This is a genomic window from Paenarthrobacter sp. 22069 (assembly GCF_052046035.1).
Lineage (GTDB): Bacteria > Actinomycetota > Actinomycetes > Actinomycetales > Micrococcaceae > Arthrobacter.
Window position 1 is genome coordinate 25,543 of record NZ_JBQEQF010000006.1, and the last position, 18,861, is coordinate 44,403.

General features: G+C 63.8%; 18 protein-coding genes and 2 tRNA genes. 7 read left to right on the forward strand and 13 right to left on the reverse strand.

Annotated features, from left to right (window positions below):
* Nucleotides 1-6 precede the first annotated feature (6 nt).
* The gene (locus ACTJK0_RS06205) at nt 7-552 is read right to left on the reverse strand and encodes a peptidylprolyl isomerase (RefSeq protein WP_440744636.1); all 546 of its coding nucleotides are present in this window, start codon (nt 550-552) and stop codon (nt 7-9) included.
* A gap of 155 nt (nt 553-707) precedes the next feature.
* On the opposite strand from ACTJK0_RS06205, the gene ACTJK0_RS06210 reads away from it, so the two are divergent.
* Together ACTJK0_RS06210 and ACTJK0_RS06215 are read left to right on the forward strand one after the other, a co-directional pair.
* A complete protein-coding gene (locus tag ACTJK0_RS06210) occupies nt 708-1,649 on the forward strand; it encodes a hypothetical protein (protein ID WP_440744637.1) in 942 nt (313 codons plus the stop codon).
* Nucleotides 1,650-1,755: 106 nt separating this feature from the next.
* Nucleotides 1,756-2,634 (forward strand): glycosyltransferase, encoded by an 879-nt coding sequence (locus ACTJK0_RS06215; RefSeq protein ID WP_440744638.1) that lies wholly within the window; start codon nt 1,756-1,758, stop codon nt 2,632-2,634.
* Nucleotides 2,635-2,663: 29 nt separating this feature from the next.
* Here ACTJK0_RS06215 and ACTJK0_RS06220 read toward each other — a convergent pair whose 3' ends face one another.
* From ACTJK0_RS06220 to dnaA, 12 genes are all read right to left on the reverse strand, one after another.
* Nucleotides 2,664-3,608, reverse strand: a complete 945-nt coding sequence (locus tag ACTJK0_RS06220) for a DMT family transporter (protein ID WP_440744639.1) — start codon at nt 3,606-3,608, stop codon at nt 2,664-2,666.
* Between the two features lie 82 nt (nt 3,609-3,690).
* Nucleotides 3,691-3,766 (reverse strand) — tRNA-Ala (locus ACTJK0_RS06225).
* 72 nt (nt 3,767-3,838) lie between these two features.
* Nucleotides 3,839-4,018, reverse strand: coding sequence for a DLW-39 family protein (locus tag ACTJK0_RS06230; RefSeq protein WP_440744640.1), 180 nt, complete (start codon nt 4,016-4,018; stop codon nt 3,839-3,841).
* An 8-nt stretch (nt 4,019-4,026) separates the two neighbouring features.
* Nucleotides 4,027-4,100, reverse strand: a tRNA-Ile gene (locus ACTJK0_RS06235).
* A 97-nt stretch (nt 4,101-4,197) separates the two neighbouring features.
* Complete coding sequence (locus tag ACTJK0_RS06240) at nt 4,198-4,872, reverse strand: DUF3566 domain-containing protein (protein WP_440744641.1); 675 nt, start codon at nt 4,870-4,872, stop codon at nt 4,198-4,200.
* Nucleotides 4,865-7,543: a DNA gyrase subunit A gene (gyrA, locus tag ACTJK0_RS06245; RefSeq protein WP_440744642.1), complete on the reverse strand. Its 2,679-nt coding sequence runs from the start codon at nt 7,541-7,543 to the stop codon at nt 4,865-4,867. The genes ACTJK0_RS06240 and gyrA overlap by 8 nt, the downstream gene beginning before the upstream one ends.
* Before the next feature lie 55 nt (nt 7,544-7,598).
* Complete coding sequence (gene gyrB, locus ACTJK0_RS06250; protein WP_440744643.1) at nt 7,599-9,686, reverse strand: DNA topoisomerase (ATP-hydrolyzing) subunit B; 2,088 nt, start codon at nt 9,684-9,686, stop codon at nt 7,599-7,601.
* A gap of 376 nt (nt 9,687-10,062) precedes the next feature.
* The gene (locus ACTJK0_RS06255) at nt 10,063-10,617 is read right to left on the reverse strand and encodes a DUF721 domain-containing protein (protein ID WP_440744644.1); all 555 of its coding nucleotides are present in this window, start codon (nt 10,615-10,617) and stop codon (nt 10,063-10,065) included.
* A complete protein-coding gene (recF, locus tag ACTJK0_RS06260; RefSeq protein WP_440744645.1) occupies nt 10,607-11,812 on the reverse strand; it encodes a DNA replication/repair protein RecF in 1,206 nt (401 codons plus the stop codon). The genes ACTJK0_RS06255 and recF overlap by 11 nt, the downstream gene beginning before the upstream one ends.
* Nucleotides 11,813-11,856: 44 nt before the next feature.
* Nucleotides 11,857-12,741, reverse strand: coding sequence for a phosphogluconate dehydrogenase (NAD(+)-dependent, decarboxylating) (gene gnd / locus ACTJK0_RS06265; RefSeq protein WP_440744646.1), 885 nt, complete (start codon nt 12,739-12,741; stop codon nt 11,857-11,859).
* A gap of 29 nt (nt 12,742-12,770) precedes the next feature.
* Nucleotides 12,771-13,895, reverse strand: a complete 1,125-nt coding sequence (dnaN, locus tag ACTJK0_RS06270; protein WP_110545213.1) for a DNA polymerase III subunit beta — start codon at nt 13,893-13,895, stop codon at nt 12,771-12,773.
* 538 nt (nt 13,896-14,433) lie between these two features.
* The gene (dnaA, locus tag ACTJK0_RS06275) at nt 14,434-15,855 is read right to left on the reverse strand and encodes a chromosomal replication initiator protein DnaA (protein ID WP_018769876.1); all 1,422 of its coding nucleotides are present in this window, start codon (nt 15,853-15,855) and stop codon (nt 14,434-14,436) included.
* Nucleotides 15,856-16,325: 470 nt separating this feature from the next.
* Here dnaA and rpmH point away from each other — a divergent pair, with 470 nt between their 5' ends.
* The 5 genes from rpmH to ACTJK0_RS06300 are packed head-to-tail and all read left to right on the forward strand — an operon-like array spanning nt 16,326 to nt 18,846.
* Nucleotides 16,326-16,463: a 50S ribosomal protein L34 gene (gene rpmH / locus ACTJK0_RS06280; protein WP_003800212.1), complete on the forward strand. Its 138-nt coding sequence runs from the start codon at nt 16,326-16,328 to the stop codon at nt 16,461-16,463.
* A 40-nt stretch (nt 16,464-16,503) separates the two neighbouring features.
* Nucleotides 16,504-16,914, forward strand: a complete 411-nt coding sequence (rnpA, locus tag ACTJK0_RS06285; RefSeq protein WP_440744647.1) for a ribonuclease P protein component — start codon at nt 16,504-16,506, stop codon at nt 16,912-16,914.
* Nucleotides 16,907-17,299, forward strand: coding sequence for a membrane protein insertion efficiency factor YidD (yidD, locus tag ACTJK0_RS06290; RefSeq protein WP_181422508.1), 393 nt, complete (start codon nt 16,907-16,909; stop codon nt 17,297-17,299). The genes rnpA and yidD overlap by 8 nt, the downstream gene beginning before the upstream one ends.
* A 15-nt stretch (nt 17,300-17,314) precedes the next feature.
* On the forward strand, nt 17,315-18,280 hold the full coding sequence (gene yidC, locus ACTJK0_RS06295) for a membrane protein insertase YidC (RefSeq protein ID WP_110545208.1): 966 nt from the start codon (nt 17,315-17,317) through the stop codon (nt 18,278-18,280).
* On the forward strand, nt 18,280-18,846 hold the full coding sequence (locus ACTJK0_RS06300) for a Jag family protein (protein WP_440744648.1): 567 nt from the start codon (nt 18,280-18,282) through the stop codon (nt 18,844-18,846). Before yidC ends, ACTJK0_RS06300 begins: the two co-directional genes overlap by 1 nt.
* The last annotated feature ends 15 nt before the right edge of the window (nt 18,847-18,861 follow it).

An 18,861-nucleotide genomic window follows, 5' to 3' on the forward strand; every position in this document is an offset into this window, starting at 1 on the left:
GGAGCGTTACAGCTGTTCGATGTCGATGCTGTTGATGGTGACGTCCTCCACCGGGCGGTCACCCATGCCGGTGCGGACACCCTCGATCGCGTCAACGACCTTCCGGGACTCTTCATCAGCCACTTCACCGAAGATGGTGTGCTTGCCCTGGAGCCAGTCCGTGGGGACGGTGGTGATGAAGAACTGTGAACCGTTGGTGCCCTTGCCCATCTGGATGCCGGCGTTGGCCATGGCGAGCTTGTAAGGCTGGTTGAAGTTCAGTTCGGGGTGGATCTCATCGTCGAAGCGGTAGCCGGGGCCGCCGGTTCCGCGGCCCAGCGGGTCGCCCGCCTGGATCATGAAGTCCTTGATGATGCGGTGGAAGATAGTTCCGTCGTAGAGCGGCGTGCCGGTCCTGTCCTCGCCGGTTTCCGGGTGCGTCCACGCCTGCTCGCCGGTGGCAAGCCCCGTGAAGTTCTTGACCGTCTTGGGCGCGTGGTTGCCGAAGAGGTTAACCACGATGTCGCCGAGGCTCGTGTGGATGGTTGCTTTTGCAGTTGCGATGGCAGTCATAGGCTCCATTCTCCCATGCCTGTTATGGCTGGCCACGGCTGCGGGGGCAGTTCCGCGCTGGGTGAAATCACCCTAAAATCCGCAGAGTGAATAGCCCGTGATGATCTGGGCACGTAGGCTAACGACAGAACCGTCACATTAATCGGGAGGTAGTTGTGAAGAAATCGGATCGTATTGCCCGTGACCTTGAGCAGTCGGTCACCAGTGCCGTGGAAAACGCCAAGGATTGGGCGGCCCCCCGGGTGGAAGCTGCCGTGGACTGGGCGGTTCCCCGCCTCCAGCACAGCCTGGACACTGCATCTCCGAAGATCCAGGAGGGCTTGAAGACCGCGGCCCACAGCCTGGCTGACGGTGTTGCCACCGTAACCCCCCGGATCCAGGACGGCCTGGCCCAGCTGGCTCCCCGGATCAACGACGTGGTGGACAATGCCTCGCCGAGGCTTCACGACGCCCTGGACAAAGCCACGCCCGTTGTCCTGAACGCCCGTGACCGCGTTGTGGTGGAGTACCTGCCCAAGTTGTCGGACCAAATCGGCGTGGCCTCGGGGGCAGTACACCGCACGCTGGAAAACACACCGGCACGGGTGGATGCCGTCGCTCAGAAGCTGGGCGACGTTGGACTCATCCATGCCCTCCAGGAACAGGCACAGGCAACCGGCACGCAGCTGAAGGCAGCCGCAGCAGGGGCCAGCCGTGCCGTGGACGCGCAGCTGGCACAGCCGGAGAAGCCGAAAAAGCGTGGGTGGCTGGTCTTCGGTGTGATTGCCGCTGCAGTGGCCGCCGGCGTAGCCGCCTGGAAGGCCTCCAAGCCGGTTGAGGATCCCTGGAAGACCCCATCACCGGTCACCCCGACTCCTGCCCCCGTTCCGGCAACCACCGTCAGCGACGTCAAGGACAGCACTGCTGACGCCGCCGATCAAAGTGCCGCCGCTGCCGGTCCTGCCGCAGGTGCAGCCGCCCCGACGGCCGCGGATACAGCGGAAGCCGTGAAGGATTCTTCCGCCGAGGCCGCGGAGAAGGCCAAGCACGTGGCGGACGACTCCGCGGAAGGTGCAGACACTGCCGCCAAGGATGACAAGGGCACCAGCCAGGCCTAGGTTTGCATCGGCACAGCCACAGGAAGGGCCCCGCTTTACGGCGGGGCCCTTTTTTGTGCCCTGTGCTGCCGCGGGCAGCACCAGCCCTGATGCTAGATTTGAAGTGATGCCAGCCAACCAATCCTCCGGGGATACCGTGAATGACGCCGCCGCCGTAGAGCTTCGCGTGTCCATTGTGATCCCCGCGTATAACGAGGAGAGCGTAATACGGCAGTGCCTGATAGCTGCCATCTACCAGTCCGTTCCGGCACACGAAATCATTGTGGTGGACAACCTCTCCAAGGACCGGACCGCTGACATCGTCCGCCAGATGCAGTTGGAGTACCCCGAAAGCCCCATCATTCTCCTGAGCCAGGACCGGGAGCAGGGATTGATCCCCACCCGCAACTTCGGCCTGGACAGCGCCACCGGGGACGTCCTGGGCCGCATCGACGCGGACTCGATCGTGGAACCGGACTGGGTGGAACAGGTGCAGAAGGCCTTCGCGGATCCGGCCGTCCAGGCTGCCACCGGTCCGGTCGTTTACTACGACATGCCGATGCGCCGTTTTGGCCTCAAGGCGGACGACAAGATGCGCCAGCTCATGCTGAAGCTGGCCAAGCACCAGTACCATTTTCTTTTTGGTTCCAACATGGCCCTGCGCGCCTCCGCCTGGGAAATCATCCGCTCAGAGACCTGCCGGGACGAAAAGGACGAGATGCACGAGGACATCGATCTGTCCCTGCACCTGGCCGAACACGAACTTCCCGTCCGCTACTGGCCCCAGATGGTGTCCGGTATGTCGGCACGGCGGTTGGAGGATTCCCCCCGAGACTACCGCTACTACGTGACCCGCTTTGACCGGACCTATAAGGCCCACAACGTCCGGAAGATGGCGCTCAAGGCGCCCATGGTGGTGTTCTTCTCGGTGTACTTCCCTGCCAAGCTCCTTCGGGCCATTCATACCGTCAATACGGCGCAGCCCGTCCGCCGCGGTGGCCAGTAGGCCCGCCCGCCCCAGCCAGTCGGGACCCGCTAGTCCGTCCCCAGCTCTGCGAGCCGTTCCGACGGCGGTTCCTCCCCGGGCGGGAGGCCCCGGCTTCCGGTCCGCCCGCGCCTGCTTCTCTGCCCCAGGACCACGACGGCGAGCCCAGCCAGGATGAGGCCGAGTCCCGCGTAAGTCCCGGCCGGCAGGGTCTCGTGCAGGAACACGGCAGCCAGCAGTGCCGCCCCGGGGATTTCCAGCAGGATGATCATGGACACGATCAGGGGGCTCATGGTGGCCAGCAGGTGGTTGAACGCGGTGTGTCCTACCAGTTGTGCGCACACAGTGATCGCCGCGATCCCCAGCCATCCGGCGGGCTCGAACCCGGCCAGAGGCTGGCCGGCAACAAGGGCCAGCAGGGCCACCAGGGCGGCGCACATCCCGTAGCACAGGGTGGTGTAGGTTCCCGTGGTCATGCTTTGCCGCGCCTTCCCACCGGCCAGCGTGTACAGCCCCGCCAGTGCACCGCCGGTCACGGCCAGCAGGTCCCCCGTAAGGGCCTGCGGCGAGGTTCCCATGTCGAAACCGGTGATCGCCACTACGCCGCCGAAAGCGATCCCCAGCCCGGCAAGGACCTGCCAACGGTGGCGGGTCCCCCGGATGAGCTGGAAAACGGCAATCCAGGCCGACTGCAGGCAGACCAACGCCGTGGCTGCTGCCACGGAGGTAAGTTGCAGGGATGTGATGAAACAGGCGAAGTGCAGGGCAAGCGCGACGGCGGCCAGCAGCGACCAGCGGAATTCCCGGCTGGTGATCCTGCGGAATTGGGCCGGCTCCCGGACCAGGGTGGGAGAGGCCATGACCGCGGCGCCGATGGCGTTTCGCCAGAAGGCGATGGCCAGGGCGCTGACACTGGTGGCACCAAGAGTGGCCGCGATCAGGGGCCCGGATGATGCGACGCCCAGGACCCCCAGGGCCGCGAAGAAGAAGTTCAATCCACACCCCTGGTACTGATCGCCGGCGGAAGAGGCAAACGAAAAGTCCCGGCCAGCACTGGTGCTGACCGGGACTTTCTCATGGTGGAGGCACGGGGACTCGAACCCCGAACCCCCTGCTTGCAAAGCAGGTGCGCTACCAATTGCGCCATGCCCCCATAAGAAGCAACCCGTCCATCATACCCTGAAACCAAGGAGCCTTTGACCGGCTCCCGGCGCGGGCCTCCGGGCTAGTCCACCTTGTCGGTTGACTTGCTCCAGACTGTCTTCCGGGCTTCGGATTCCTGTGCTTTACGGTAGACCAGGACACTTGCGATTGCCGCTGCCAATACAAGCAACTTCTTCACATGCTCCCCGTTCCGATCCAGTACCGGTAGAAACCGGACCAAACCTCCGTTTGAAACCTGCACAGGTTCCGTGGGCGTACCAGGACTTGAACCTGGGACCTCTTCGTTATCAGCGAAGCGCTCTAACCGCCTGAGCTATACGCCCCGATCCCTCATCGGGCCGAGACATGACTTTACAGCACACCCCGGCCCGATCTCAAATCGGGCATTTCCACCGGCCAGCTGCCGGCGGAAACGGCGTCCTAATCGTCAGTGAGGGTAACCCCTATACCGCCCACAAGGGTGGCAGAGATGTTGTAGAGGACAGCGGACAGCATGGACAGGGCAGTCAGCAGGACCACGTTGACCACGGCAATGATGGTGGCGAAGGAGGCCACCTGTCCCAGCGAGGCCACCTTCTTCAGTTCGAAGCCGCCGCTTTCAGAACCGGCAAGCGTTCCGAGCAGGCTGTCCACCTGGTCGAAGATGCCGGTCAGGTCGAGGACGGTCCACAGAACGATGGCAGCCACCACAGTGACGATGCCCAGGGCGACCGAGAGCAGGAATGCCATCTTCAGGACGGACCACGGGTCCACCTTGCTGATCAGCAGCCGGGCACGGCGGACTTTGGCTTTGGGTGCGGGCTTCACCAGCCCGGGACCCCCCTGGCTGGAGCCCTGCGCAGGACGCTGGCCCGCCGGAGCGGGGCGCCCCGGCTGGCCGGGCTGGCCCTGGAGAGGCCGCTGGCCGGGCTGCGCCGGCCGGTCGCCCTGCTGCGGACGCTGGCCGGGAACAGCAGGACGCTGGCCCGGCGCGCCGGCAGGAGCTGCCGGGCGCTGCTGCGGACGTACGGGGGCGTTCACGCGGGGTGCCGCTGAAGGCCGGCTCCCGTCGGGAACAGTACTGTTCGGCTTGGGAAATGAGTCGGAATTACTCACTCGTTACCTCCGTGTTGTCTTCGTTCGGCTCAGCGTCGCCCGAGGCGTCCTCTGACTCAACGGCCGGTGATTCTTCTGCCAATGCTGGCACGGCGGATTCCCCAGCGGTGCCGCCATCTTCAGCCAACGTTACGTCATCGCCGTCGGATTCCTCGTCCTCGAGACCGCGTTCGCTGTTGCGCGCCACCTCGATGATCCGGTCATTCCTGTCCGGCTTGGCGAAGATGACGCCCATGGTGTCACGGCCCTTCGCCGGTACTCCGGCGACAGAGGAGCGGACAACCTTGCCGCCCTCCATGACCACCAGGACTTCGTCCTCTTCCTGGACGATGAGGGCACCCACAAGATGGCCGCGCTCCTCCTGGTACTTGCCCACCTTGATGCCAAGCCCGCCACGGCCCTGCAGGCGGTACTCCTCCACCGCGGTGCGCTTGGCGTACCCGCCCCCGGTCACGATGAACACGAACGATCCGTCCGTAACCACGTCAGCGGCCAGCAGTTCGTCGTCCTCGCGGAACTTCATGCCGGTGACACCGGATGTGGCCCGGCCCATGGGGCGCAGGGCGTCATCGGTGGCCGTGAAGCGGATCGACTGGCCCTTGCGGGACACCAGGAAGAGGTCGTCGGTTTCCGAGACGAGCTGGGCGGAGACCAGTTCATCGCCGTCGCGCAGGTTGATGGCAATCACGCCGGCGGAGCGGTTGGTGTCGTAGTCCTCCAGCCGGGTCTTCTTCACCAGTCCCCTCTTGGTGGCCAGCACCAGGTACGGGGCCTGCTGGTAGTCCCTCAAGTCCAGGACCTGGGCGATGTGCTCATCGGGCTGGAATGCCAGCAGGTTGGCCACGTGCTGTCCCTTGGCGTCGCGGCCTGCCTCCATCAGCTCGTAGGCCTTGGCACGGTAGACGCGCCCCAGGTTGGTGAAGAACAACAGCCAGTGGTGGGTGGTGGTCACGAAGAAGTGCTCCACCACGTCGTCGCCGCGCAGCTGGGCACCCTTGATGCCCTTGCCGCCGCGCTGCTGTGACCGGTAGTTGTCGCTCCGGGTCCGCTTGACGTAGCCGCCGCGGGTGATGGTGACCACCATCTCCTCTTCGGGGATGAGGTCCTCCATGGACATGTCGCCGTCGTAGCCCATGAGTATCCGGGTGCGCCGGTCGTCGCCGTGCTTCTCCACGATCTCGCCCAGCTCCGAGCTGATGATTCCGCGCTGGCGTTCCTCGGAGGCAAGGATTCCCTTGTACTCGGTGATCAGGGCTTCGAGTTCTGCGTGCTTTTCCTGGATCCGCTGGCGCTCCAGCGCGGCCAGGCGCCGCAGCTGCATGTCGAGGATGGCCCGTGCCTGGATCTCGTCGATGTCCAGGAGTTCCATGAGCCCGTCGCGCGCGGCTTCGGTGGTGCTGGAAGCCCGGATGAGGGCGATGACCTCGTCCAGCATGTCCAGTGCCTTCAGGAGGGCCCGCAGGATGTGGGCTTCTTCCTCGGCCTTGCGCAGGCGGTACCGGGTGCGGCGCGCGATGACGTCCATCTGGTGCGTCACCCAGTGGCGGATGAACGCGTCCAGGCTCAGCGTCCGGGGCACGCCGTCCACGATGGCGAGCATGTTCGCCGAGAAATTGCTCTGCAGTTCGGTGTGCTTGTAAAGGTTGTTCAGCACCACCTTCGGCACGGCGTCCCGCTTGAGAACGATGACCAGGCGCTGGCCGGTGCGTCCGGACGTCTCGTCGCGGAGGTCGGCGATGCCCTGGATCTTGCCGTCCTTGACCAACTCGGCGATTTTGATGGCCAGGTTGTCCGGGTTGGCCTGGTACGGAAGCTCCGTGACCACCAGGCAGGTGCGGCCCTGCAGTTCCTCCACGGCAACCACTGCGCGCATGGTGACGGAACCGCGGCCTGTCCGGTAGGCATCCTCGATGCCCTTGTGGCCCAGGATGGTGGCACCGGTGGGGAAATCGGGTCCCTTGATCCGTACCAGCAGTTCCTCGAGCAGTTCCTCGCGGCTGGCTCCCGGGTTGGCCAGGTACCACTGGACGCCGTCGGCCACTTCCCGCAGGTTGTGCGGCGGGATGTTGGTGGCCATGCCAACGGCGATGCCGGAGGAGCCGTTGACCAGCAGGTTGGGGAACCGGGACGGCAGGATGGTGGGTTCCTGGTTCTTGCCGTCGTAGTTGTCCTGAAAGTCGACTGTTTCCTCGTCGATGTCCCGGACCATTTCCATGGCCAGGGGGGCCATCTTGGTTTCGGTGTAACGGGGCGCCGCTGCGCCGTCGTTGCCCGGCGAACCGAAGTTGCCCTGGCCGAGCGCCAGGGGGTAGCGCATGGTCCAGTCCTGGATCAGGCGCACCAGGGCGTCGTAGATCGCGGTGTCGCCGTGCGGGTGGTACTGGCCCATGACCTCGCCCACCACGCGGGCGCACTTGTTGAAGGAACGGTCCGGGCGGTAGCCGCCGTCGAACATCGCGTACAGCACCCGGCGGTGGACGGGCTTGAGGCCGTCGCGGACGTCGGGGAGGGCACGGCCGACGATGACGGCCATGGCGTAATCCAGGTAGGAGCGCTGCATTTCCGTCTGCAGGTCCACCTGTTCAACGCGGTCGACCAGCACGTCGCCCTCAAGAACGGTGTCCGGAGTTCCTTCCTCAGGAGCGGAATTCTCGGGTGTTTCGTCGCTCATTGTTTATTTTCCGTTTCAGGTATATGTCTGGTTCCGAATACTTTGGAGCGGGTCCTTAGATGTCCAGGAACCTGACGTCCTTGGCGTTCTGCTGGATGAAGTTGCGGCGTGACTCAACGTCCTCGCCCATCAGGACGGAGAAGATCTGGTCTGCGGCAAGGGCGTCGTCCATGGTGACCTGCAGCAGGGTGCGGCGGTCCGGATCCATGGTGGTGTCCCACAGTTCCGTGTAGTCCATTTCGCCCAGGCCCTTGTAGCGCTGGATGCCGTTGTCCTTCGGGATGCGGCGGCCGGCAGCCTGCCCTGCAACCAGCTTGGCATCGCGTTCGCGGTCGCTGTACACGTAGTCGTGCGGCGCATTCGACCACTTGATGCGGTACAGCGGCGGCTGCGCGAGGTACACGTAGCCGTTTTCGATGAGCGGCCGCATGTAGCGGAACAGCAGGGTCATCAGCAGCGTGGTGATGTGCTGGCCGTCGACGTCGGCGTCTGCCATGAGGACGATCTTGTGGTACCGCAGCTTGGCCAGGTCAAAGTCCTCGCCGATACCGGTACCGAAGGCCGTGATCATGGACTGGACTTCCGCGTTCCCCAAGGCCTTGTCCAGGCGGGCGCGCTCCACGTTCAGGATCTTGCCGCGCAGGGGCAGGATGGCCTGTGTCTCCGGGTTGCGGCCGCGCTTGGCGGAACCACCGGCGGAGTCACCCTCCACGATGTAGACCTCGCACTTTTCCGGGTTCTTGGAGGAGCAGTCGGAAAGTTTGCCGGGCATGCCGAAGGACTCAAGCGGGCTCTTGCGCCGGGCGTTGTCGCGGGCCTTGCGCGCCGCCATCCTGGCCTGCGCGGCCGAGATTGCCTTGCGGATCACGTCACGGGCGGGCCCCGGATTGCGCTCCAGCCAGTCGCCCAGACCGTCAGTGACCACCCGCTGGACAAAGCCCTTCACCTCGGAGTTGCCCAGTTTGGTCTTGGTCTGGCCCTCGAACTGGGGCTCGGCGAGCTTGACGGAGATGACGGCTGTCAGGCCCTCGCGGATGTCGTCGCCCGTGAGGTTGTCGTCCTTCTCCTTGATGATGCCTTTTTCCCGGGCGTACCTGTTGATGAGGGACGTCAGGGCGGCCCGGAAGCCTTCTTCGTGGGTGCCGCCTTCATGGGTGTTGATGGTGTTGGCGTAGGTGTGCACGCTTTCGGAGTAGGCGCTGGTCCACTGCATGGCCATTTCCAGCGCGATGCTGCGCTCCGTGTCCTCGGTTTCGAAGGCGATGACGTCCTCGTGGACCACCTCCACCTTCTTGCCCGAGTTGAGGTGCTTGACGTAATCCAGCAGGCCTTCGTCGTACTGGTAGACCACGGTGCGGTGCTCGGCGCTGACTTCGCCCTCAGTGCTGAGGTCGTCGAGGTCAAGGTCGCCGTCGTTGTTGCCCGCTTCTGCCTCACGCTCGTCCGTCAGCGTGATGCGCAGGCCCTTGTTCAGGAATGCCATCTGCTGGAAGCGGGCGCGCAGCGTTTCGAAGTCGAATTCGGTGCTTTCGAAGATCGCCGGATCCGGGTAGAAGGTCTGGCTGGTGCCGGTGGCATCCGTCTCTTCGCCCTTGACCAGGCTTCCCTGTGGCTTGCCGCCGTCGGCGAAGGACATCCGCCAGACGTGGCCCTGCCGGCGCACTTCCGTGTCCACGCGGCTGGACAAGGCGTTGACCACCGAAATACCCACACCGTGGAGACCGCCGGAAACGGCGTAACCGCCGCCGCCGAACTTGCCTCCGGCGTGCAGGATGGTCATGACCACTTCGACCGTGGGCTTGTGCTCGGTGGGGTGCATGTCCACCGGAATGCCGCGGCCGTCGTCCACCACTTTGACGCCGCCGTCGGCCTGCAGGACTACTTCGATGTGGCTGCAGTAGCCTGCCAGTGCCTCGTCAACAGAGTTGTCCACCACTTCGTAGACCAGGTGGTGGAGACCGCGCGGGCCAGTGGAACCGATGTACATGCCGGGGCGCTTGCGGACGGCTTCGAGGCCTTCAAGGACAGTGATGTCGCTGGCGCCGTATTCACGGGGGGTGACAGCCTCAGTGGGGGTATCAGGGGTGGGGCCATCCTCGACTGCGTTTTCTGCTGCCAGAATATCTGTATTGTCGTTAGCCACAGGCGCTGTCGACTCCTCTGTTCTCGATGGTAGCCGGCCGGTTCCTCTTCCCAGGGAAAAGCCACCCGCCAACAGGCACAAACTTATGGCGCCGGTGACTTGCTGACGGTCCGTGGTCCACACCCCGTGCGGGAAACGCGCGGAGAACGGACCCAGTCAACGTCTCACCCGCGCCCAGTTATCTGTGTCAATTCTACCGCGAACAGCTCCAGAACCCCGCATTCCAGGCCCGTGCGGAGCAGTGAACATGGCTGTGCGAGGCTCTTGGCCCGGCCTAGAGCGGCTTCGCGGTGGGCCCTCCGGGTGCCTATACACGCTCCGGGGCTTTCAGCGCTCTACACGCCGTTCGGCCGAGTTTCAAGAGCCGGCGTCCCGGCTATCCGTACGTGTCACGTGGTCCACGGCCGTTGACGCTCCGTCCGCCCTTGCGCCAGCTTGGTGCTGACGGACCCAAAACCTGGATGCTGGTTACCACGCCGTCACCCAGTTCACGGCGGAATTTCTCCAGCAGGCTGGTGCTCAAGAGCCGCAGTTGGGTGGCCCAGGCCGTGGAATCGCACCGGACGTGCAGGGTAGTGTCGGTGAAACTTTCGGGCGTGCAGTGGGCGGAGATTTCCGGCCCCACCAGCGTTGCCCACTCAGCCATGACGGAGCCCACCGCCACCGGCGACGTCCAGCCCCGTTCCGCCACGAGCCGGCCGACGACCTTTCCCAGGCCCAGCGGATCGCGGCCGGTGGCATGGAACTGGCTAAAGCCGCGGGTGTCACGGATGCTGCCCCTGGTCTTTTGCGAACCGGGCCGCGCCACTTTCCGGCGCACTTCGCCGCGCGCGGCGGCCGCCTCGCGCATGCGGTTAAGCGCGGCCTGCGGGGCATCGATGTGGTCGGGCTCGCGGCCGGGCTGAAGCCCGCCGCCCTGCTCACTGCTCATCGATACCTCCCGGGATGACCTTCACCCGCCGCCCGGACAGTTCCTCCGGAATATCGGCGTCGACGGCGGCGGTCACCAGGACCTGTTCCGCGCCGGAGACTATTGCCGCCAGTTTACGCCTGCGCTGGACGTCCAGTTCGGCAAAGACGTCATCCAGAATGAGGATGGGTGCCGACCCCCCGGTCCGGGCGTCGTCGAGCATGACGTAGTAGGAGGCCAGCCGGAGGGAGAGGCACATGGACCAGGTTTCCCCGTGGGACGCATAACCTTTCGCGGGCGCCTGGCCCAGCGCCAGTTCCAGCTCATCACGGTGCGGGCCGACGAGGGATATGCCCCGTTCCAGCTCCTTTTTCCGGGATTCGGCGAACGCCTTGACGTAGCGGTCCGTGAGTTGGTCCACCGACAACAGGCGCAGGTCATCCTCAACGGCTAAAGCACCGCCATCCGCGGTGAGCCGCCCTGGTCCGGCGGGGAGGCCGTCGTCGTCCATCTGGTTCTGGAGGGTTGACCGGTAGGTGGCGTCAGCCGGCTTGGACCCGTCGGTGAGCTGCGCGTACGCCCGGGCAAGGTGCGGTCGGAGCCGTTCCACCAGTTCCAGCCGGGCATGCAGCAGCTCAGCCCCGGCGCGCGCCATGTGCAGGTCCCATACGTCCAGGGTCGACTCGTGCGCTGCGGTGAAACGTCCCGAGCGTGCCGATTTCAGTAAGGCGTTGCGCTGCTTGAGTACGCGGTCGTAGTCGCTGCGGGTGGCGGCATGGTGCGGGATGAGGCTCGCCAGCAGCTCGTCCAGGAACCGGCGGCGGTTGGAGGGGTCACCCTTGACCAGGGCCAGGTCCTCGGGGGCGAAGAGGACAGTCTGGCAGATGCCCAGGAGGTCCCGTGCGCGCACCGGGTTGCTGCGGTTGATGCGGCCACGGTTGGCCCTGCCCGCGTTGATTTCCAGCTCCAGGACCGTTGTTTGGCTGCCGCGGACCACCCGGGCCCGGACCAGTGCCCGTTCCGTGCCGAACCGCAGCAGCGGGGCGTCGGAACTGACCCGGTGCGAACTGAGGGTGGCCAGGTAGCCGATCGCTTCCATCAGGTTGGTCTTGCCGATGCCGTTGGATCCCACCAAGACGGTCACGCCCGGGCCCAGCGGGAGGTCCACCTGGGCGTAGCTGCGGAAGTCGGTCAGTGAGAGGTGTTCCAGATACACGTGGTTGTCGGCAATTCTGGGGACGCTGCAGGTCCCCGCTGGTACTACTTGGCGGGACGGGTTGCGTGGCCACCGAACTGGTGGCGCAGCGCGGACACCATCTTCATGGCCGGCGAGGTGTCTTCGCGCGACGCGAAGCGTGCGAAGAGCGCCGCCGTGATCGCCGGCGCCGGAACGGCGTTGGCGATTGCTTCCTCCACGGTCCACCGGCCCTCGCCGGAATCCTCCACATAGTCATCGATCGACGCGAGCCCCGGGTCCTCGTCGAGCGCCTTGACCATCAGATCCAGCAGCCATGAGCGCACGACGGTGCCTTTTTGCCAGGCCCGGAACGTCCCCGGAAGATCGGTGACGATCTCTTTGGCGGCGAGCAGTTCGTACCCTTCGGCGTATGCCTGCATCAGCCCGTATTCGATGCCGTTGTGCACCATCTTGGCGTAGTGGCCGGCACCAATGCCGCCCACATGGACGAAGCTGTCGGCCCTATCGCCTTCGGGACGGAGCGCGTCAAAGACCGGCAGGGCACGTTCAATGTCCGCGGCGTCACCGCCAGCCATCAGGCCATAGCCGTTCTCCAGGCCCCACACACCGCCGGATACGCCACAATCGGCGAAACGGATGCCCTTGGCAGCCAGGAGTTCACCGTGCTTCTGGTCTTCCGTGAACCGTGAGTTGCCGCCGTCGATCACCAGGTCACCCGGCTCCAGCTTGTCGCTGAGCTCAGTGATGACGGCATCGGTGATGTCGCCGGAGGGAACCATCACCCAGATGATCCTGGGCGTCGGAACAGCGGCGATCAATTCCTCAACGGTAGCGGCATCCGTGACGTCGGGATTGCGATCGTAGCCGGTGACCTCCACGCCGCCCTTGCGCAGGCGCTCACGCATGTTGAATCCCATTTTGCCGAGGCCGATCAATCCAATGTGCATGGTGGAACTCTTTTCTGCGCTAGTGGGGACTAGTTGGGAAGTCGGACCGGCATGACGAGGTAACGGTAGTCATCCTGGTCCTCGCCGTCAGCGTCCGCCTGGGCGGTGATCATGGCGGGTTTCGGGGCCGTGGTGAACGAGAAGCGGACGAATTTGGTCTCGATGACGCTCAAGCCCTCGATCAGGTAATGCGGGTTGAACGCCACCGTGATGTCATCACCTGACAGCTGGGCTTCAAGCTCCTCCGACGCCTGGGCGTCCTCTCCGGTGCCGGCGTCCAGGTTCAGCAGGCCGTTGGTGAAGGCGAGCCGTACAGGGGTGTTGCGTTCGGCCACGAGGGACACGCGGCGCACCGCCTCCACCAGTTCCTGGGTCTGGACGGTGGCGTGGATGGGGGTGGACTCGGGGAAGAGTGAGCGGATCTTCGGGTAGTCGCCGTCCACCAAGAGTGACGTGGTGGTGCGGCCGCCGCTTTCGAAGCCGATGAGGCGGCTGTCGTCGTCCGCAAGGGCCAGGTTGATGTCCCCGCTGTTGCCCAGGGTCTTTGCTACTTCGTTGAGGGTCTTTGCCTTAACCAGGGCGCTGGTGGAGACGCCCGGGGTAACCGGCTTCCACGGCACTTCGCGCATGGCGAGCCGGTAGCGGTCCGTGGCCAGCAGGGTGATCAGGTCGTCCTCGATCTCCATCCGGACACCGGTGAGGATGGGGAGCGTGTCATCCTTGCTTGCCGCGATGATGACCTGGGAAACAGCCTGGGCGAAGGCGTCGCCGGGAACGGTTCCGCTGATGGCGGGCAATGCAGGAAGCGGAGGATATTCGGCCTCCGGCATGGTGGCCAGGTGGAAGCTGCTTCGGCGGCACGTGAGGGTGACTTTGTTGCCGTCGGTTTCGACGTCCACAGGTGCAGAAGGCAGGCTGCGGCAAATGTCTGCCAGGAGGCGCCCGGAAACCAGGATGGTGCCCTCGTCCCTGATGTCCGCCGCGATGTTCAGCCGCGCCGATGTTTCGTAGTCGAAGCTCGAGAGGCTGACGGTACCGGCTTCAGCTTTCAACAGGAGGCCGGAGAGTACTGGTACTGGCGGCCGCGGAGACAACGAGCGGGCTGTCCAGGTGACGGCTTCTGCCAGGACGTCCCGATCGACTCTGAACTTCACGGAAGGGTGCCGCCTTTCATTACTGCTGCCATGTAGACCCGGGAATTTCGTGCGGAAACTCCGGAAGAAGTTGGACCCACCCGGGTTGGTGCATGGTCCGTTGAGTTCGAAACCACACGAAAACCCAGGGATGGGAGCGCTGCTGACAGCTTAGCCGGAAGATCCGGGATTAACCCATCCCCGGACCCGGCCCCATCCCTCCCGGGGGCCGGCAGGCCCCGTCGCCAGCGAGTGCGGATCGATCTTGTTGTTTGAGGGATTTCAATTTTTTGGGATTCGTAGTGTTAATAACTGCTGTGGAAACTGTGGATAACCCTCTCCTGTCCCACGGATCCGCGGTTAAGCCCTGTTCATGGAGTGTGCGTTACCTGGGTTTTAAACAGGGTGTGGATGGGGACAACGCAAAAGCCGGTTTTGGACGATCCACAGACGGCTTAAGGGTTTTAAGCCCATTAACCGCGCTTGTCCCCTTAACTATCCACAGGCTTATCCACATGCCCCTGTTAATAAGGTATAGAGTGCGCGGCGCAATGTGGATTCAGGAGTCCCGCTGCTGCTGCTTGATCCGGTTTGTCAGTTCGGTCACCTGGTTGTAGATCACACGGCGCTCGGCCATCAGCTCACGGATCTTCCGGTCCGCGTGGATGACGGTGGTGTGGTCCCGGCCGCCGAGTTCCTGCCCGATCTTGGGCAAGGACATGTCGGTCAGTTCCCGGCAGAGGTACATGGCGATCTGGCGGGCGGTCACCAGGGTCCGGGTACGGGACTTGCTGCAGAGCTCCTCCATGCTGAGCTTGAAGTAGTCAGCCGTCTGCTGGAGGATCTGGGCGGACGTGATTTCCTGGGCGCCGTCGTCGGTGATGAGGTCCTTGAGGACCATCTCGGCCAAGGCAACGTCCACGGGCTGCCGGTTGAGGCTGGCGAATGCCGTGACGCGGATCAGCGCGCCTTCAAGTTCGCGGATGTTGCTGGAGATTTTCGACGCGATGTACTCCAGGGCGTCATCCGGTGCCGAGAGTCCCTCGCTGAGCGCCTTCTTACGGAGGATCGCGATGCGGGTTTCGAGTTCCGGCGGCTGGATGTCCGTGAGCAGGCCCCACTCGAAGCGCGACTTCATCCGGTCCTCAAATCCTGCCAGCAGCTTTGGCGGCTGGTCCGAGGTGATGACCACCTGCTTGTTGTTGTTGTGCAGCGAATTGAATGTGTGGAAGAACTCCTCCAGCGTCCGGTCTTTGCCGGCCAGGAACTGGATGTCATCGATCAGCAGGACGTCAACGTTGCGGTAAGTGGTCTTGAAGCTGGCGCCTTCATCGTCGCGGATCGAGTTGATGAAGTCGTTGGTGAATTCCTCGGAGTTGACGTAGCGGACGCGGATCCCGCTGTACAGCCGTCGTGCGTAGTGGCCGATCGCGTGCAGGAGGTGGGTCTTGCCCAGTCCCGAGTCACCGTAGATGAACAGCGGGTTGTAGGCCTTTGCCGGAGCCTCGGCCACCGCGACGGCCGCGGCGTGGGCAAAACGGTTTGATGAGCCGATGACGAAGGTGTCGAAAACGTATTTGGGGTTCAGCCGGCCAAATTCGTGCGACGTGCTCGGCAGCATGGGCTGCGGCTTCTGCTCGATCAGTTGGTCCGGCGCATAGGCCGGCTCGACAACGGGCTCGGGCTCTTCGTGGATGGGAACCAGATCGGTGTCGACGTCGATCGCACACCTGATGTCCTCGGAAAAGACGTTGTGCAGGGCATCGTCCAAGGCATCCTTCACCTGGGTCTGCAGCACTTCCCGGGTGAGCTCATTGGGAACAGCCACCAGGAGCGTGGATCCGATGAGGCCCTGGGCCTGGGCGAGGATGACAAAGCCCCGCTGACGGGGCGATACGCGGTGATCTTGTTCCAGCAGGCTGACAACCCGGCGCCAGGAACTTCCGACAGTATTGGCGTGGTTGGCTTCGTCTACTGTCATCAATCGGTTCCCTCAAAACTTGCTATGCCTGCATTGCCTGGCAGCCCAAGTCCGGGACCAGGGTGCTGGCCCAACTTAATCCACAGGGTTATGCACAGTCCGTGGATAATCGGCTACTGGGACACTCTAGGGGATCAAAAGCCTAGAAGATAGCTGGCCTGTTGGCTGTGGATAATTACACCGTTGTGGTTCTAAAACCGCCCCTGTGAGCCACTTCATCCACAGCCTGTTGGGGATACTTAGGCACAGCTGGGGACAGCCGCGGAAGGGCCATCCGGTTTGACTCGGGGCAGCAAATTGCCCTAACGTTGTGAAGTCCTTTGTGTCCGCTTTTTGGCCCCATCTGAACTCTCCAGGCGCAGTGTGCCTGGGCAGCCGGGGGAAGCGTGCATATACAAAACTTAGCGTCGGCCAGTTCTTCCCCATTACTGATCGGGTGGGCGCACCTTTGATCCACTGGAGTAACTAACGTGAGCAAGCGGACTTTTCAGCCGAATAACCGCCGTCGAGCCAAGAAGCACGGCTTCCGCCTTCGTATGCGTACCCGTGCCGGCCGTGCCATCCTGGCAGCCCGTCGTGGCAAGGGCCGCACCGAACTGTCGGCCTAAATAACTGGCTTGTCGGTAGACATCCCTTTGCGAGTTTAAGGTGCTGGCCGCCCGCAACCGCCTGAGGACCTCAACCGATTTTTCAACAACTGTACGTTCCGGTGTCCGCAATGGGCGCCGGAACGTAGTGTTATATGCGGCAGCCATTGCTGCCGACGAACCCAGCCGGATCGGGTTCATTGTTTCCAAGAGTGTCGGGAACGCCGTGGTCAGGAACCTCGTTAAGAGGAGACTGAGAGAAGCAGGTGCTGCCTCGCTGCGCGAGCACGGCACGGGACTGGCCATCGTGGTGCGGGCGCTTCCTGCGTCAGCGTCCGCCAGCTGGGATCAACTGCTGTCGGACTATAACGCTGCACTGGAATCTACGCTGAGCCGGCTGGCCGGCCGCACCTCACGGGTGGCGGCCAATGGTTCGGCCGGTACAACACAGGAGGGGACAACGCGTGCCTAACGCCACCGCCGTCGTCGCCCGTTTCCGTTATGTACCTGCCGCCGTCGGAAGGTTCCTCTGGAACCTGCCCCGCAACATCCTCATTCTCCTGCTGATGGCCTACCGCAAGGTGGTTTCGCCCTTGTACGGCCAGGTCTGCAGGTTTTTCCCTTCATGCTCGGCTTATGCCCTTGAAGCAGTGACCGTCCATGGGGCCGTCAAGGGAAGCTGGCTCGCGCTCCGGCGCCTTGCCCGCTGCCACCCATGGAATGCCGGCGGAGTGGACCATGTCCCCGCCGGCCGCCGGGAATGGCCCGCGGGCCAGACCCCCACAATTGTTGTGCTGAACAATCCGGACCGGTACCTGGTTGCTCGGACTGATGAAGAAGGCCGCAGTGCGGCCTGACGAATAGGGATAAGTATGGACATCTTTGGGACAATAATCGCCCCGTTCAAGTGGCTGGTGTCGTTCATCATGGTGGCGTTCCACGATGGGCTGAGCAGCATTGGCATGCCTGCCGCGAACGGCTGGACCTGGACGCTGGCCATCATCGGGCTGGTGCTGGTGATCCGTGCCGCCCTGATCCCGGTGTTCGTCAAGCAGATCAAGGCCCAGCGCGGCATGCAGCTGCTGCAGCCGGACCTGAAAAAGCTGCAGGAAAAATACAAGGGCAAGACAGACCAGCTGTCCCGCCAGGCCATGGCCCAGGAACAGATGGCCATGTACAAGAAGCACGGCACCAACCCGTTCTCGGCCTGCCTGCCCATGTTGATCCAGATGCCGTTCTTCTTCGCCCTGTTCCAGGTGCTGTCCGGTATTTCCCAAGCCAAGGACCAAGGCGCCGGCATTGGTGCCATGAGCCATGAGCAGGTTGTGGAATTCGACGCGTCCAGCATCTTCGGGGCCCCGCTGTCCGCGGCCCTGCTGCACGGCGGCGCCGGCAACGTCGCCGTCGTCGTGCTGTCCATCGTGATGATCCTGGCTATGACGGCCTCGCAGTTCATCACCCAGAAGCAGATCATGGCTAAGAACATGTCCGAAGAGGCCATGGCCAGCCCCTTCATGCGCCAGCAGAAGATGATGCTGTACATCCTTCCCCTCGTCTTCGGTGTGGGCGGCATCAACTTCCCCATCGGCGTCCTGATCTACTGGACCACCACCAACCTCTGGACCATGGGCCAGCAGTTCTTCGTCATCCGCCGCATGCCGACGCCGGGATCCCCCGCAGCAAAGGCCCTTGCCGAACGCCGTGCTGCCAAGGGACTGCCGGCACTGTCCGTGCTCAGCGGCAAACGGGATGAGGCAGCCGACGCCGCCGCGGCTGCCGCAGTTGAGATCAAGGCACAGCGCGTCCAGCCCCAGCGCAAGAACAGGAAGAAGAAGTAATGTCAGCCGAGAGCACCGAACACGCCTTTTCTGAAGAGCTCGAAGACCAGGACGCGCCCGTGAACCCGGATGCTTCCCCCGCCGCCAAGGCTTCCGCCGCCAGCCGCCTCGAGGAAGAGGGCGATGTGGCTGCGGATTACCTGGAGGAGCTGCTGGACATTGCCGACATCGACGGCGATATCGACATCGAGGTCCGCAACGGCCGGACCTACATCTCCATCGTTGCCGAGGAAGAAGCCGAAGGGCTGGACGGCCTGGTGGGCGAAGACGGCGAGGTCCTTGAGGCCCTTCAGGAACTCACCCGGCTGGCGGTCCTGTCAGCCACGGAAAACCGCTCCCGGCTGGTGCTGGACATCAACGGCTACCGCCAGGAGCGCACCGGGCATCTGCAGAAGATCGCCGAAGAGGCCGCGGCGTCCGTGAAGGAGACCGGCAAGTCCGTGGCCCTGGAGCCTATGAGCGCATACGAACGGAAGATCGTGCATGATGCCGTAGCTGACCTTGGCCTGGTCAGCGAGTCCGAGGGCGAAGGCGCCGGACGCCACATTGTTGTTTCCGCAGACTAGAGATTGCTGGCCCTA